This is a genomic window from Polaromonas sp. JS666 (assembly GCF_900103405.1).
GTDB lineage: Bacteria > Pseudomonadota > Gammaproteobacteria > Burkholderiales > Burkholderiaceae_C > Polaromonas.
This window is the reverse complement of the sequence record NZ_FNHX01000003.1, coordinates 246,310-260,773: the sequence shown is the minus strand read 5'-3', so window position 1 is coordinate 260,773 and position 14,464 is coordinate 246,310. Positions and strand designations below refer to the sequence as shown.

General features: G+C 65.9%; 12 protein-coding genes. All 12 read right to left on the bottom strand.

The features are described 5' to 3' along the window. Window positions 1-12: 12 nt before the first annotated feature. From BLQ85_RS09450 to mraZ, 12 genes are read right to left on the bottom strand one after another with little or no spacing between them, the layout of a single operon-like run. Window positions 13-990: a D-alanine--D-alanine ligase gene (locus BLQ85_RS09450; protein ID WP_074576201.1), complete on the bottom strand. Its 978-nt coding sequence runs from the start codon at window positions 988-990 to the stop codon at window positions 13-15. After that, window positions 987-2,396 (bottom strand): UDP-N-acetylmuramate--L-alanine ligase, encoded by a 1,410-nt coding sequence (gene murC / locus BLQ85_RS09445; protein WP_074576199.1) that lies wholly within the window; start codon window positions 2,394-2,396, stop codon window positions 987-989. Before murC ends, BLQ85_RS09450 begins: the two co-directional genes overlap by 4 nt. Continuing rightward, complete coding sequence (gene murG / locus BLQ85_RS09440) at window positions 2,393-3,475, bottom strand: undecaprenyldiphospho-muramoylpentapeptide beta-N-acetylglucosaminyltransferase (protein ID WP_074576197.1); 1,083 nt, start codon at window positions 3,473-3,475, stop codon at window positions 2,393-2,395. Before murG ends, murC begins: the two co-directional genes overlap by 4 nt. Then, window positions 3,472-4,740: a putative lipid II flippase FtsW gene (gene ftsW / locus BLQ85_RS09435; RefSeq protein ID WP_074576195.1), complete on the bottom strand. Its 1,269-nt coding sequence runs from the start codon at window positions 4,738-4,740 to the stop codon at window positions 3,472-3,474. The genes murG and ftsW overlap by 4 nt, the downstream gene beginning before the upstream one ends. Further along, window positions 4,737-6,575, bottom strand: a complete 1,839-nt coding sequence (murD, locus tag BLQ85_RS09430) for a UDP-N-acetylmuramoyl-L-alanine--D-glutamate ligase (protein WP_074576193.1) — start codon at window positions 6,573-6,575, stop codon at window positions 4,737-4,739. Before murD ends, ftsW begins: the two co-directional genes overlap by 4 nt. 6 nt (window positions 6,576-6,581) lie before the next feature. Further along, complete coding sequence (mraY, locus tag BLQ85_RS09425) at window positions 6,582-7,760, bottom strand: phospho-N-acetylmuramoyl-pentapeptide-transferase (RefSeq protein ID WP_074576190.1); 1,179 nt, start codon at window positions 7,758-7,760, stop codon at window positions 6,582-6,584. After that, on the bottom strand, window positions 7,750-9,150 hold the full coding sequence (gene murF, locus BLQ85_RS09420) for a UDP-N-acetylmuramoyl-tripeptide--D-alanyl-D-alanine ligase (protein ID WP_074576188.1): 1,401 nt from the start codon (window positions 9,148-9,150) through the stop codon (window positions 7,750-7,752). Before murF ends, mraY begins: the two co-directional genes overlap by 11 nt. Then, window positions 9,147-10,640, bottom strand: coding sequence for a UDP-N-acetylmuramoyl-L-alanyl-D-glutamate--2,6-diaminopimelate ligase (locus tag BLQ85_RS09415; protein WP_074576186.1), 1,494 nt, complete (start codon window positions 10,638-10,640; stop codon window positions 9,147-9,149). Before BLQ85_RS09415 ends, murF begins: the two co-directional genes overlap by 4 nt. Then, complete coding sequence (locus BLQ85_RS09410; RefSeq protein ID WP_074576184.1) at window positions 10,637-12,370, bottom strand: peptidoglycan D,D-transpeptidase FtsI family protein; 1,734 nt, start codon at window positions 12,368-12,370, stop codon at window positions 10,637-10,639. Before BLQ85_RS09410 ends, BLQ85_RS09415 begins: the two co-directional genes overlap by 4 nt. Continuing rightward, window positions 12,367-12,684 carry a cell division protein FtsL gene (ftsL, locus tag BLQ85_RS09405; protein ID WP_074576182.1) on the bottom strand — a complete coding sequence of 106 codons (318 nt, stop codon included), beginning with the start codon at window positions 12,682-12,684 and terminating at the stop codon, window positions 12,367-12,369. The genes BLQ85_RS09410 and ftsL overlap by 4 nt, the downstream gene beginning before the upstream one ends. Window positions 12,685-12,709: 25 nt before the next feature. Next, window positions 12,710-13,627: a 16S rRNA (cytosine(1402)-N(4))-methyltransferase RsmH gene (rsmH, locus tag BLQ85_RS09400; RefSeq protein WP_074576180.1), complete on the bottom strand. Its 918-nt coding sequence runs from the start codon at window positions 13,625-13,627 to the stop codon at window positions 12,710-12,712. 9 nt (window positions 13,628-13,636) lie between these two features. Continuing rightward, window positions 13,637-14,065 (bottom strand): division/cell wall cluster transcriptional repressor MraZ, encoded by a 429-nt coding sequence (gene mraZ, locus BLQ85_RS09395; RefSeq protein ID WP_074576178.1) that lies wholly within the window; start codon window positions 14,063-14,065, stop codon window positions 13,637-13,639. Window positions 14,066-14,464 lie beyond the last annotated feature (399 nt).

The following is a 14,464-nucleotide window of genomic DNA, read 5'->3' as shown; positions in this document are numbered from 1 at the left end:
GCGTTCTGCGCTTCAAATGGCGCCTCCCCCCTGTTTCTGGTGGTCCAGCGTGGCGGTCTTGAGCACTTCGACACACAGGTCTTCGTAGGAGATGCCGGCCGCGCGCGCGGACATGGGCACCAGCGAGTGGCCCGTCATGCCGGGCGAGGTGTTGATCTCCAGCAAGTAGGGCTTGCGCGTGGCTTTGTCGATCATCACGTCGGCACGCGCCCAGCCGCGGCAGTTGAGGATGCGGAAAGCGTCCAGCACCAGCTGCTGGATGACGGCCTCTTCGCCCTCGGGAAGCCCGCAAGGCACCAGGTACTGCGTGGTGTCAGTGAAGTACTTGTTCTGGTAGTCGTAGTTGCCGTCCGGTGCGACGATGCGTATCACCGGCAGCGCATGCGCGCCGGCGCCGGTGCCCAGCACCGGGCAGGTCACTTCGTCGCCGCTGATGAACTGCTCGCACAGCACGTCGGCATCGAGTTTTTCGGCCTGCGCGACGGCCTCGGCCATGCCTTCGCGGCTGGTGACCTTGGTCAGGCCTATGGAAGAACCCTCGCGCGCGGGCTTGACGATGAGCGGCAGCCCGAGCGCGTCGGGCACGGCGGCGATGTCGGCCGCGCCGTAGGCGCCACGGCGCAGCAAACGGTACTGGGGCGTCGGCAGCCCTTCGGAAATCATCACGCGCTTGGTCATGACCTTGTCGATGGCCATGCTGGAGGCCATGACGCCCGAGCCGGTGTAGGGGATGCCCAGCAGCTCCAGCGCACCCTGCACCGTTCCGTCTTCACCGAAGCGGCCATGCAGGGCGATAAAGCAGCGCGCAAAGCCTTCTTTTTTGAGCTCGGCGAGGTCGCGCTCGGCCGGGTCGAAGGCATGGGCATCCACGCCGCGCGAACGCAGCGCCTTGAGCACACCGCTGCCCGACATCAGCGAGACTTCACGTTCGGCCGACTGGCCGCCCATGAGGACGGCGACCTTTCCGAAATTGGGAGAATTTTGTTTCATGCCCGCGTTCCTTCCAGCATCTCGGCCACCCTGGCGGGCACCTGGCCTATGGAGCCGGCGCCCATGCACATCACCACGTCGCCGCCCAGGGCGTTGTCCACAATCGCCTGCGGCATGGCCTCGATCTCGTCCACAAAGACGGGCTCGACCTTGCCGGCCACGCGCAGCGCGCGCGCCAGCGAACGGCCGTCGGCCGCGACAATGGGCGGCTCGCCGGCGGCGTACACCTCGGATAGCAGCACAGCGTCGGCCTGGCCTATGACCTTGACGAAATCCTCAAAGCAGTCGCGCGTGCGCGTGTAGCGGTGCGGCTGGAAGGCCAGCACCAGGCGTCGGCCCGGAAAGGCGCCGCGCGCGGCGGCCAGCGTCGCAGCCATCTCGACCGGGTGGTGGCCGTAGTCCTCGATCACGGTGAAATGCCCGCCGCCTTTGGCCGGCATGTCGCCGTAGCTCTGGAAGCGCCGGCCCACGCCGCGGAAATCCGCCAGCGCTTTTTGCACCGCCGCGTCGGGCACGTTGAGCTCGACCGCGATGGCGATCGCCGACAGCGCGTTGAGCACGTTGTGCTCGCCCGCCAGGTTGAGCACCACGTCCAGGTCGGGCAGGGTGACGCCGTTGCGCCGCTGCGCCGTGAAATGCATTTGCGCGCCCACAGGCCGCACGTTGACGGCACGCACCTGCGCGTCCTCCCCGAAGCCGTAACTGGTGATGGGGCAGGAGACCTGGGGCACGATGTCGCGCACGGCCGGGTCGTCGGTGCACAGGATGGCCGTTCCGTAAAACGGCATGCGGTGCAGGAAGTCGACAAAAGCCTTTTTGAGGTTGCCGAAATCGTGGCCGTAGGTCTCCATGTGGTCGGCGTCGATGTTGGTGACAACGGCCATCACGGGCAGCAGGTTCAGGAAGGAGGCGTCGGATTCATCGGCCTCGACCACGATGTAGTCGCCCGAGCCGAGCTTGGCGTTGGCACCCGCGCTGTTCAGGCGCCCACCGATCACAAAAGTCGGGTCCAGGCCGCCTTCGGCCAGCACGCTGGCCACCAGGCTGGTGGTGGTGGTCTTGCCGTGCGTGCCCGCGATGGCGATGCCCTGCTTGAGACGCATCAGCTCGGCCAGCATCAGCGCGCGCGGCACCACGGGAATGCGTTTTTCACGCGCTGCCAGCACCTCGGGGTTGTCGGGCTGCACCGCGGTGGAGGTCACCACCGCGTCGACCATGGCGAGGTTGCCCGCGGCATGGCCGACAAAAGTCTTGATGCCGAGTTTTGCCAGTCGCTGCAAGGTGGCGCTGTCCGACAGGTCGGAGCCGGAGATGGCGTAACCGAGGTTGTGCAGCACCTCGGCAATGCCGGACATGCCGGCGCCGCCCAGGCCGATGAAGTGGATGTTCTTGATAGCGTGTTTCATTTCGCCAACTCCTCGCAGGCGGCCACCATACGGGCGGTGGCATCAGTTTTTTGCATGGTCTTGGCCTGAAGGGCGCGCTCCAGAAGGGTGTAGCGTCCCGTGGTTTTGAGGATGTTGGCCAGCTTCTCCGGTGTGAGCTCACGCTGCTGGATCAGCCAGCCGCCGCCCTGGTCCACCAGGAACTTGGCGTTGGCGGTCTGGTGGTCGTCCACGGCGGCCGGGAAAGGCACAAAGATCGCGGCCGCGCCCACGGCCGCGATTTCGGTCACCGTGCTGGCACCGGCGCGGCAGATGATGAGATCGGCATCGGCAAAAGCCTGCGCGGTGTCTTCAATGAACGGCGTGAGTTCGGCCTGCACGCCGGCGGCCGCGTAATTGGCGCGCAGCTCGTCGATCTGCTGGGCGCCGCTCTGGTGCGTGACCTGCGGGCGCTCGCCGGCGGGAATCAGCGCCAGTGCCTTGGGCACGAGTTCATTGAGGCCGCGCGCGCCCAGGCTGCCGCCCACCACCAGCAGCTTGAGCAAGCCGCCCCGGTCGGCAAAACGCTCGACCGGGCCGGGCTGGCGCGTGAAGGCCGGCCGCAGCGGGTTGCCTATCCATTCGGCCTTGCGGAACACATTCGGGAAAGCCGTGAAGACGCGGTCGGCCACGCCGGCCAGCACCTTGTTGACCATGCCGGCGACCGAGTTCTGTTCATGCAGCACCAGCGGCTTGCCCAGCAGCACGCTCATCATGCCGGCCGGGAAGCTGATATAGCCGCCCAGGCCCACCACCACGTCGGGCTTGACCCTGCGCACCACCTGTATGCTTTGCCAGAAGGCCTTGAGCAGGCGCAGCGGCAGCAACACCAGCGTCGCCGGCCCTTTGCCGCGCACGCCGGAGAAATCGATGTGCTCGAAGGCAAAGCCGCGCGGCGGCACCAGCTGGCTCTCCATGCTGGGCCGGCTTGCGCTGCCCAGGCCGCCCAGCCAGTGCACGCGCCAGCCGCGCTCGCGCAGGGCCTCGGCCACGGCGAGACCTGGGAAGATGTGGCCTCCGGTTCCACCGGCCATCACAAGAGCGCAGTGTTGCTTGCTCATGCGCGGCCCCCTCTCATCAGGGTGCGGTTCTCATAATCAATCCTCAACACCACCGCCAGCGCCACTAGGTTCATCAAGATGGCCGAGCCGCCGTAGCTCATCAAGGGCAGTGTCAAGCCCTTGGTCGGCAAGGCGCCCAGGTTCACGCCGATGTTGATGAAGGTCTGGAAACCCATCCAGATGCCCACGCCCTGCGCCACCAGGCCGGCGAAGAGGCGGTCCAGCGCGATCGACTGGCGGCCTATGTGCATGATGCGGCGCGTCATCCACATGAAGAGGCCTATCACCGCCAGCACGCCGAGCAGACCGAACTCCTCGCCGATGACGGCCATCAGGAAGTCGGTGTGCGCCTCGGGCAGCCAGTGCAGCTTTTCAATGCTGCCGCCCAGGCCCACGCCGAAGATCTCGCCGCGGCCAAAGGCGATCAGCGAGTGGGAGAGCTGGTAGCCCTTGCCCATGGAGTATTTGTCGCTCCAGGGATCGAGGTAGGCAAAAATCCGCTCGCGCCGCCATTCGCTGAGCATCACCATCAGGCTGAAGGCCACCACCACCACGGCCGCGATGACAAAAAACATGCGCGCATTGACGCCGCCCAGGAAGAGGATGCCCATGGCGATGACGGAGATCACCATGAAAGCGCCCATGTCGGGCTCGGCCAGCAGCAGCAGGCCGACGATGGCGATGGCAATCGCCATGGGCATGACGGCGCGGAAGAAGCGCTCTTTGACTTCCATCTTGCGCACCATGTAGTCGGCCGCATAAAGCAGCACCGCGAACTTCGCAAGTTCCGAGGGCTGGAAGTTCATGATGCCCAGCGAGATCCAGCGGCGGGCGCCGTTGACGCCCTTGCCGATGAAGGGCACCAGCACCAGGATCAGCAGCAGCAGGGAGACCACGAACAGCCAGGGCGCGAGCTTCTCCCAGGTCGCCAGCGGCACCTGGAAGGCCAGCACGGCGGCGATGAAGGCCACGACCAGCGACAGCATGTGGCGCACCACAAAATGGGTGTGGGCATAACGCGCAAATTTGGGGTTGTCGGGCATGGCCACGGAGGCCGAATACACCATGACCAAGCCCCACATCAGCAGGGCCACCGTGACCCAGAGCAGCGCCTGGTCAAAGCCGGCCATGCGCACGGGCGGCGCCGCCAGCGTGCGCGACAGGCTCTGCCCGCCCAGGCGCACCGGCAGCACGTCGGCCGCAGCCTTGCCGAAGCCGGAGAACCAGCCCGAAAACCGGCCGGAAAGGCGCGCGGCAGCCGTCACAGCACCTCCCCCTGGTCGCGGGCCAGCGCCTGCACCGCATCGCAAAAGACGCGCGCGCGGTGCTCGTAGTTGTCAAACATGTCGAAGCTGGCGCAGGCCGGCGACATCAGCACGGCATCGCCGGTCTGGGCCTGCTGCGCCGCCAGGGTGACGGCTTCTTCCATCGACGCGGCGTCGAACGCCGGGATGTTGCGCGGCAGGACGTCCTTGATCAGGGGCGCGTCGCGCCCTATCAGCACCACGGCCCGCACATGGCGCTGCACCGGGTCGGCCAGCGGCGAGAAATCCTGCCCCTTGCCTTCGCCGCCCAGGATGAGCACCAGCTTGCGTTCCAGGCCCAGCCCCGTAAGCGCCGCCACGGTGGCGCCCACATTGGTGCCCTTGCTGTCGTCAAAATACTCGACGTCCTTGACCACGGCCACCGATTCCACACGGTGCGGCTCGCCGCGGTATTCACGCAGGCCGTGCAACATGGGCGCCAGCGTGCAGCCCGCGGCCACGGCCAGGCCCAGCGCCGCCAGGGCGTTGGTGGCGTTGTGCCGCCCGCGTATGCGCAGGGCCTCGATAGGCATCAGGCGCTGCACGTGCAGCTCCACCTCTTCGTCCTTGCGGCGCTTGATGGTTTCGTCGGCCTCGGCCGCGCGCACCAGCCAGGTCATGCCGTTGACGGTTTCAATGCCGTAGTCGCCGGGCCGCTGCGGCTCGCCGGCGCCGAAAGTGGCATGGGGGCGCAGCTGCGGCGCTTTCAGGCGCACCTTGACGGGCGGCGGCAGCATGGCCATCACACGCGGGTCGTCGCGGTTGAGCAGCATGAAGGTGCTGTTGCCAAACACCTTGGCCTTGGCCGCGACATAAGCGTCCATGTCGCCGTGCCAGTCGAGGTGGTCTTGCGTGATGTTGAGCACCACGGCGGCCGTGGGTTCGAAGCCCTGCACGTCGGCCAGCTGGAAGCTGGACAGTTCCAGCACCCAGACCTGCGGCAGGGTTTGCGCATCCATGTGGGCCGACAACGTGTCCAGCAGCGTCGGGCCTATATTGCCCGCCACGGCCACGGTCTTCCCGGCGCGCTGCACCAGCTGGCCCAGCAGCGAGGTCACGGTGGTCTTGCCGTTGGTGCCGGTGATGGCCAGCACCGCCGGCCGGTAGCCCGGCTCGGGTTCGACCTGGGCCAATGCCAGCAGGGCGGGCAGCGCCGATTCTTCACCGGCTTCGTCGGCGGCCGGTGCGGCGTCCGCGGCAAGCGCTACGCCGACTTCATGTATGTCGCCCGAAACCTCGGCTACCAGGGCCGCCTCTCCTTCGGGCGCATCCGCTACATCGGGAGCCTCAACAGGCGGGGCGTTTTCGCCAACCGCCTCGGCCGCTTCGGGCATGGCAGGCGCGTTGGCTGCATCAGGCGGGAGCGCCTCGGCTGGCACCTCAGGGGATGCAGGCGATTCGGCGGATGTCTCAGCCGGTTCAGTGGCCTCGGCGGACTCAGCGGCCGGCGGCTCGCGCAGATCCGCCAAAGCCCGCGCGAACAAATCCAGCTCGCCGCCCACAGGCAGGCCCATGGCGCGCGCGGCGTCGGCCACGGGGGCGATGGTCGCGGGCGCCAGCCCGGGCGAGCGGTAGACAGCGCGCACGGCCGTGCCCTGCACCAGCTCGGGCGTGAACGCGCCGCCCACAAAGGCCACGCCCGGCAACTCCTCGCGCAGCGTGGCGAGCAGCGGCGGCGCTTCGCGTGTGTCGGCGACCGTCACATGCGCCCCATGGCGCGCGCACCAGCGCGCCATGGCCAGGCCGGACGCGCCCAGCCCCAGGATCAATACGGTTTGGTCTTGTAAATGCCGCATGCCTGTTTACCTGAGCTTCAAGGTGGAAAGGCCTATGAGGCACAGCAGCATGGTGATGATCCAGAAACGGACCACCACCTGGGTTTCTTTCCAGCCGCTTTTCTCGAAGTGATGGTGCAGCGGCGCCATCTTGAGGATGCGCCGGCCTTCGCCGTAGCGTTTCTTGGTGTACTTGAACCAGGTCACCTGCATCATCACGGAAAGCGCCTCCACGACGAAGATGCCGCCCATGATGGCCAGCACGATTTCCTGGCGCACGATGACGGCGATGGTGCCCAGGGCGGCGCCCAGGGCCAGCGCACCCACGTCGCCCATGAAGACCTGGGCCGGATGCGTGTTGAACCACAGAAAGGCCAGGCCGGCACCGGCCATGGCCGAGCAGAAGATCAGCAACTCGCCGGAGCCGGGGATGTGCGGGAAGAACAGGTATTTGGAATAGACCGAGCTACCGGTGACATAGGCGAACACGCCCAGCGCCGAGCCCACCATGACCACCGGCATGATGGCCAGGCCGTCCAGGCCGTCGGTCAGGTTGACGGCATTGCTGGAGCCCACGATCACCAGGTAGGTCAGGATCACAAAACCGAAAACGCCCAGCGGGTAGCTGATTTCCTTGACAAAGGGGACCAGCAGGCCGGCCTTGGGCGGCAGGTTCACGTCAAAGCCCGACTGCACCCAGCTGAAGAACAGCTCGAGCACGCGCAGGTTGGAGCTCTCGGAAATGCTGAACACCAGGTACAGCGCCGCGACCAGGCCGATCAGGGACTGCCACAGGTATTTCTCGCGCGAGCGCATGCCTTCCGGGTCCTTGAGCACGACTTTGCGCCAGTCGTCCGCCCAGCCGATGGCGCCAAAGCCCAAGGTGACGATCAGGACGATCCAGACAAAGCGGTTGGACAGGTCGAACCACAGCAGGGTGGAAATGCCTATGGCCAGCAGGATCAGCACGCCGCCCATGGTGGGCGTGCCGCTCTTGCTCAAATGCGTCTGCATCGCGTACTGGCGTATCGGCTGACCGATCTTGAGCGAGATCAGGCGCCGGATCACAAAGGGCCCGGCGAGCAGGCCTATCAGCAGCGCCGTGAGCGCGGCCATGACGGCGCGGAAGGTCAGGTACTGGAACACCCGGAAGAACCCGAACTCGGGCGAAATCGACTGGAGCCACTGGGCCAGGCTAAGCAGCATGGGGCCCTCCCTTGTTTTGATAATGTGTTTGATCTGCGTGGGCCGTGATGGCCTGGACCACACGCTCCATCTTCATGAAGCGCGAGCCCTTGACCAGCACGCTGCCGGTGTTCGGAAGTGCTGCCAGCACGGCGGCGGCGAGTTCGTCCATGCCGGCAAAAACCTGCGCACCGCCGAAAGCGGCCGCGGCCTGCTTCGACTGCTCGCCCAAGGTGAACAGCTTTTCAATGCCCAGCGCGCGCGCATGGCGCCCGGCCTCGTCGTGGAACTGCGGCCCCTGGTCGCCGACCTCGCCCATGTCGCCCATCACCATCAGGCGCGGGCCGGGCAGCTCTGCCAGGACTTCCAGCGCAGCGTGCATGGAATCGGGATTGGCGTTGTAGCTGTCGTCGACCAGCGTCAGCACCCGGCCGGGCAAGGCCACGGCAATGGCGCGTGAGCGGCCCTTGACCGGCACAAAGGCCGAAAGGCCCGCGCAGATGGCAGCCAGCGGCACACCCGCGGCCAGTGCGCAGGCCGTGGCGGCCAGGGCATTTTTGACGTTGTGCCGGCCGGCGATGTGCAGCGAAAATTCCGCCGCGCCTGCGGGCGTGGCGGCGACCACTTTCCAGCAACCGTTCTCCCATTGCGCGCTGCCGGTGACGTCGGCGGCCCCTGAAAGCGCGAAGGTCAGCACCTTGCGCTTGCCCACGAGTTCGCGCCACAGCGGGGTGTAATCGTCGTCGGCCGGAAAAACCGCCGTGCCGGCCGCATCCAGTGACTGGAACACCGAGCCGTTTTCGCGCGCCACCGCTTCCACCGTGGCCATGAATTCCAGGTGCTCGCGCTGCGCGTTGTTGACCAGCGCGACGGTGGGCTTGCTGAGTTCGGCCAGGTAGGCGATCTCGCCGGGGTGGTTCATGCCGAGCTCGACCACGCCGGCTTCGTGCGCGGCCGACAGGCGCAGCAGCGTGAGCGGCACGCCGATGTCGTTGTTGAGGTTGCCTTCGGTGGCGAAGGCCTTGTCGGCTTTCCAGGCACGCAGTATCGAGGCGATCATCTGCGTGACGGTGGTCTTGCCGTTGCTGCCCGTGACCGCCACAAGCGGCAGGCGGAACTGCGATCGCCAGCCGGCCGCCAGCCGCCCCAGCGCCAGGCGCGTGTCGGCCACTTCCAGCCCGGGCAGGCCAGCCTCTGCCAGGCCGTGGTGGGCAATCGCCGCGACGGCGCCCTGCGCCTTGGCCTGGGCAAGGAAATCATGCGCGTCGAAACGCTCGCCCTTGAGCGCCACAAACAGGTCGCCGGCCTGCAGACTGCGCGTGTCGGTGTTGACGCGCAAGGCCTGCACGCCGGCATCGCCCACCAGCCGGGCACCGGGCAGCCAATCCAGGGCTTGCTGCAAGCGCATCATGGCCGGCCTCCTTGCGGCGCGACGGCCAGGGCGTCAAGCGCTGCCTGCGCATGTTCGCGGTCGGAGAACGGTAGCTTGGCGCCGCCGATCTCCTGAAAACTTTCATGGCCCTTGCCCGCCAGCAACACCACGTCGTCGGGACCGGCCAGGCTCAGGGCGTGCGTGATGGCCGCAGCCCGGTCGGCCTGCACATGCACGGCATCGCGGTGGCTCAGGCCCAGCAGCACCTGGCAGATGATGGCCAGCGGGTTCTCGCTGCGCGGGTTGTCGCTGGTGACCACCACCTGGTCGGCATTTTTTTCGGCCACGGCCGCCATCAAGGGGCGCTTGGTGGCATCGCGGTCGCCGCCGCAGCCGAACACGCACCAGAGCTGGCCGCCGCGGCGCGCCGCCGCCGGCCGTAGCGCAAGCAGCACTTTCTCGAGCGCGTCTGGCGTATGGGCGTAATCGATGACCACCAGCGGCCGGCCCGGCACGGCCAGCGTTTCGGTGCGGCCGGGCACGGGCAGCAGGTCGGTGCAGGCCTTCACGGCGTCGGCCAGCGGCACCCCCATGGCGCGCAAGGCTCCCAGCACGCCCAGCAGGTTGGACACGTTGTATTGCCCCACCAGCCGCGTGGCCAGCCTATGGCTTTCGCCGCCCTCAACTACTTCAAAGCTCAGGCCGTCGCTGCCGTGCACGATCTTGCGCGCCTGCAGGCGGGCCGGCTCCGTGCAGGACACGGTCCAGAGGTCCAGGCCGCTGCCGGCCAGGGAGTCCTTGAGTTCATCACCCTTGGCGTCGTCGATGTTGATGACCGCTGCCTTCAGACCGGGCCAGCCGAACAGCGCGGCCTTGGCCTCCCAGTAGGCCTCCATGGAGGCGTGGTAGTCGAGATGGTCCTGCGTGAAATTGGTGAAGATGGCGACCTCGATGGCGGTCGCGTCCAGGCGATGCTCAACCACGCCGATGGAGGAGGCTTCGAGCGCCACGGCGACAAAACCCTGGTCGGCGAAACGCCGCAATTCCTGCTGCAGCAGCACCGGGTCGGGCGTGGTCAGGCCGTTGGAAACCATGGCGCCGGGCTCGCCCGTGCCCAGCGTGCCGATGAGGCCGCATTTGCGTCCCAGGCGACCCTGGGCCTGCGCCAACCACCAGGCGGTGGACGTCTTGCCATTGGTGCCGGTGACGGCGCAAATGCGCAGCTGCCGGCTGGGCTGGTTGAAGTAAGCCGCGGCGATGGGGCCGGTGGCGGCCTTGAGGCCGGCATATTCCGCGACCTTGGCGTCCTGCAAGCCGTAGGCCGCCGCGCCCTCCTGCTCGACCAGGCAGGCAAGAGCGCCCGCTTCCAGCGCGGCGCCCACAAATTTGCGCCCGTCGGTGGCTGCGCCGGGCCAGGCGATGAAACCATCGCCCCGGACCAGCTTGCGGCTGTCCGTGCGCAGGCAGCCGCTCACGCGCTCGCGCAGCCAGCCGGCGGCCTGCTCAGGGGTGTGGAGCTGCGTGCTCAAAACGACTCCTCCACAGCCTGGGTGGTGATTTGCGGCTTCACGCTCATGTCGGGCTGCACGCCCATCATGCGCAGGGTCTGCTGCACGACCTCGCTGAAAACAGGTGCGGCGGCCACGCCGCCGAAGTAGTTGCCGTCGCTGGGCTCATCGATCATCACGCCGACGATGATGCGCGGGGCCTCTATGGGCGCCATGCCGGTGAACCAGGCGCGGTATTTGTTGGTGGCATAACCTTTGCCGACCTGCTTGTGCGCCGTTCCCGACTTGCCGCCCACCGAATAGCCCACGGTTTGGGCCAGCGGGCCGGTGCCACCGGGAGCGGCGGCCATCTGCAGCATGCGGCGAACGGCATGCGCGTTCGCCGCGGAGAAAACCTGCACGCCCACCGCGGGCTCACTGCTCTTGAGCATGGTGACGGGAATGATCTGGCCGTCGTGCGCGAACGCGGTGTAGGAGTGCGCCATCTGGAACAGCGAGGCCGACAGACCGTAGCCGTAGGCCATGGTCGCCTGTTCGACGGGACGCCAGGTCTTCCAGGGCCGCACACGCCCCGTGACAGCGCCGGGAAACTGGATCTGCGGTTTTTGCCCGTAGCCCAGCGCCATATAGGTTTCCCACATTTCCTGCGGGCTCATTTTCTGGGCGATCTTCAGCGCCCCGACGTTGCTGGATTTCTGGATGACGCCCTCCACCGTCAGCGTGCCGTAGTTGTGGGTGTCGCTGATGGTGAAACCGCCCAGGCTGTAGCGGCCGGGACCGGTTTCGATGATGGTTTGCGGCTTGATGCGCCCGGCTTCCAGCGCCATGGCCACCGTGATCGGCTTCATCGTGGAGCCGGGTTCGAAAGTGTCGGTGAGGGCACGGTTGCGCAGTTGCTCGCCGGTCAGGTTTTTCCGCCTGTCGGGCACGTAACTGGGATAGTTCACCAGCGCCAGCACCTCACCGGTGGTGGAGTCCAGCACAACAACGCTGCCGGCCTTGGCCTTGCGCGCGATAACCGCGTCGCGCAGCTTCTGGTAGGCAAAGAACTGCACCTTGCTGTCTATGCTCAGCTGGATGTCCTTGCCTTCGACGGGAGGCATCTGCTCGCCGACGTCCTCGACGACGCGGCCCAGGCGGTCCTTGATCACGCGGCGCGAACCGGCCTTGCCCGCCAGGTCCTTGTTGAAGGCCAGCTCGATGCCTTCCTGGCCGCGGTCCTCGACGTTGGTGAAGCCCACCACGTGGGCCGTGGTTTCACCTTCGGGATACTGGCGCTTGTATTCCTTGCGCTGGTAAATGCCCTTGATGCCGATCGCGTGGATTTTTTGCGCCACCGGCTCGTCGACCTGGCGCTTGAGCCAGACAAAGGTCTTGTCCTCATCGCCGAGCTTCTTGTTGAGGTCCGCCAGCGGCATTTCCAGCAGCGTGGCCAGCTCGGCAAGCTGCGCCTTGCTGGCCTGGACGTCTTCGGGAATGGCCCAGATGCTGGAGGCCGGCACGCTGGACGCGAGGATCAGGCCGTTGCGGTCCAGGATGCGACCGCGGTTGGCGGGCAGCTCCAACGTGCGGGCAAAACGCACCTCGCCCTGCTTCTGGAAGAACTCATTGCCAAAAATCTGGATGTAGGCCGCCCGGCCGGCCAGCCCGGCAAAGGCCAGCGCGATGCCGGCCACGATGAACTTGCTGCGCCAGACCGGTGTCTTGCTGGCCAGCAGGGGGCTGGACGAATAAAGCACGCTGCGGCTCATGGCTTGGTGCCTTCCGCTGCGGAGGCCGCAACGGCCGCAGCGGCCGGGGCGTCCTTGTAGGTCACGTACTGGGTGATGGCCGGCGTCACCGTGCGCATCTGCAGGCGCTCCTTGGCCAGCTTCTCGACCTTCAAGGGCGTGGCCTGGGCGCGCTTTTCCACCTGCAGGCGCTCGTTGTCCATTTCGATTTTCCGCGCCTCGGCCGTCGCTTTCTCAAGCTCGACGTAGAGACGGCGCGACTCGTACTGGGTGCGCACGAGGTAAAGCGCGCTGGCCAGCACGGCCAGAAGAAGAATGAGGTTCAGCCGAGCCATACGGCCCCCACGCTTGTAGCGGTGCTCATGCGGCCACCTCTGTGCGTTCGGCAACACGCATCACGGCGCTGCGCGAGCGCGGGTTGCCTTCCACCTCCTGTTCGCTGGGCTTGGTGCGGCCCAGGGCCTTGAGCTGCATGGCCTTGGGTTCGGCGAAAGGCGCGCGGCGGTCGAACACCTCGCGCGAATGTGCGGCGATGAACTGTTTGACGATGCGGTCTTCGAGCGAATGAAAACTGATCACCACCAGACGGCCTCCCGGTCGGAGAACTTTCAGCGACGCGGCTAGCGCCTGTTGCAGCTCTTCAAGCTCGGCGTTGATGAAAATCCGAAGAGCCTGAAATGTGCGCGTTGCAGGGTCCTTGCCCGGCTCGCGGGTTTTGACCGCGCCAGCCACGACTTCGGCCAGCTCAGCGGTGGTTCGAAGAGGGCCCCGTTCCTGTCGGCGACGATCAATCGCCTTTGCAATCTGTTGAGCAAACCGTTCTTCGCCATATTCACGAATCACCTCCGCCATGGTTTCTATGGATGCATCCGCCAGCCACTCGGCCACGCTCTGGCCACGCGTGGTGTCCATGCGCATGTCCAGCGGCCCCTCCTGCCGAAACGAAAATCCGCGCACCGGGTTGTCGATCTGCGGCGAGCTCACGCCCAGGTCCATTAGCACGCCGTCCGCGCTGGCGGCGGTCAACTGGCCCAGGTGCATGAAACCCTCGTGGCGGATCGAAAAGCGCGGGTCGGTGATAGTCTGCGCCTCGGCGATGGCGTCGAGGTCTTTGTCGAAGGCGGTGAGCCGCCCTTGGGGCGAGAGTTGCGACAGCAACAGCCGTGAATGGCCGCCGCGCCCGAAGGTCGCGTCGACGTAGTGGCCGTCCGGGTTGACAAGAAGCGCCGCTATGGCTTCGTTCAACAGGACGGTACGGTGTATCCATGTGCCGTTCACCGTCTTCTTTCAGAACGAAAAGTCTCTGAAGACATCGGGCATTTCGCCCTTCATCTGCTCGGCTTCCTGGGCCGCGTAGGTGGCGGCATCCCAGAGCTCGAAGTAGCTGCCCATGCCCAGCAGCACCGTGTCCTTGCTGATGCCCGCCGCAGCGCGCAGTTCGGGCGACACCAGCACGCGGCCGGTGGCGTCCATGTCCACGTCCATGGCGTTGCCAAGAAAGATGCGCTTCCACCACTGTGCCTGCATCGGCAGCGAGGCGATGCGCTCGCGAAATTTTTCCCACTCGTTGCGAGGGAAAATCATGAGGCAGCCGTGCGGATGTTTGGTGATGGTGAGCTGGCCGGAAGCGGTGGCGCTCAGCACGTCACGATGCCGGGTCGGCACGGAGAGCCGACCCTTGGTATCGAGAGCTAACGATGAGGCGCCTTGAAACACTGCTACAAACCTTTGGAAAACACTTTTCACCACTAAATTGCACTTCTTCCCACTTTAGCAGGAAACCATTTGCAAACAAGGGATTTGAAACAAATTTTTTCAATGAAATCAAGGACTTAGAAGCTTCTTTGGATGCGAAGCCAAAATCAAAAAGTGTTCTAAATTAAGTACTTAGCCGATGCAATGAAAGTATTGCTTTAAGGCAAGAGTCCCTAGGCGGAGACAGCAGAGCGCAAAGCGGGACTATTTCCCTTTTTCGCGGCCGTATAGCGCGCGACGGCCGCGGACAAGCGCAAAAAAGCACGGCGCGAGGCGCGCCATCAGGAATGAAAGAGGGAATGCCCGGGCAGCGCCAGGCCCACTGCGGGTGACTCGGGCCGTCAAAGCCGGTTGAACAAG

Bases quoted from the DNA above. Each gene is read 5' to 3' on its own strand.
- BLQ85_RS09410 (WP_074576184.1), bottom strand. From the start codon at position 12,370: ATGAGCCGCAGCGTGCTTTATTCGTCCAGCCCCCTGCTGGCCAGCAAG.
- ftsL (WP_074576182.1), bottom strand. From the start codon at position 12,684: ATGGCTCGGCTGAACCTCATTCTTCTTCTGGCCGTGCTGGCCAGCGCG.
- murF (WP_074576188.1), bottom strand. From the start codon at position 9,150: ATGATGCGCTTGCAGCAAGCCCTGGATTGGCTGCCCGGTGCCCGGCTG.
- mraY (WP_074576190.1), bottom strand. From the start codon at position 7,760: ATGCTGCTTAGCCTGGCCCAGTGGCTCCAGTCGATTTCGCCCGAGTTC.
- murD (WP_074576193.1), bottom strand. From the start codon at position 6,575: ATGCGGCATTTACAAGACCAAACCGTATTGATCCTGGGGCTGGGCGCG.
- murC (WP_074576199.1), bottom strand. From the start codon at position 2,396: ATGAAACACGCTATCAAGAACATCCACTTCATCGGCCTGGGCGGCGCC.
- BLQ85_RS09450 (WP_074576201.1), bottom strand. From the start codon at position 990: ATGAAACAAAATTCTCCCAATTTCGGAAAGGTCGCCGTCCTCATGGGC.
- murG (WP_074576197.1), bottom strand. From the start codon at position 3,475: ATGAGCAAGCAACACTGCGCTCTTGTGATGGCCGGTGGAACCGGAGGC.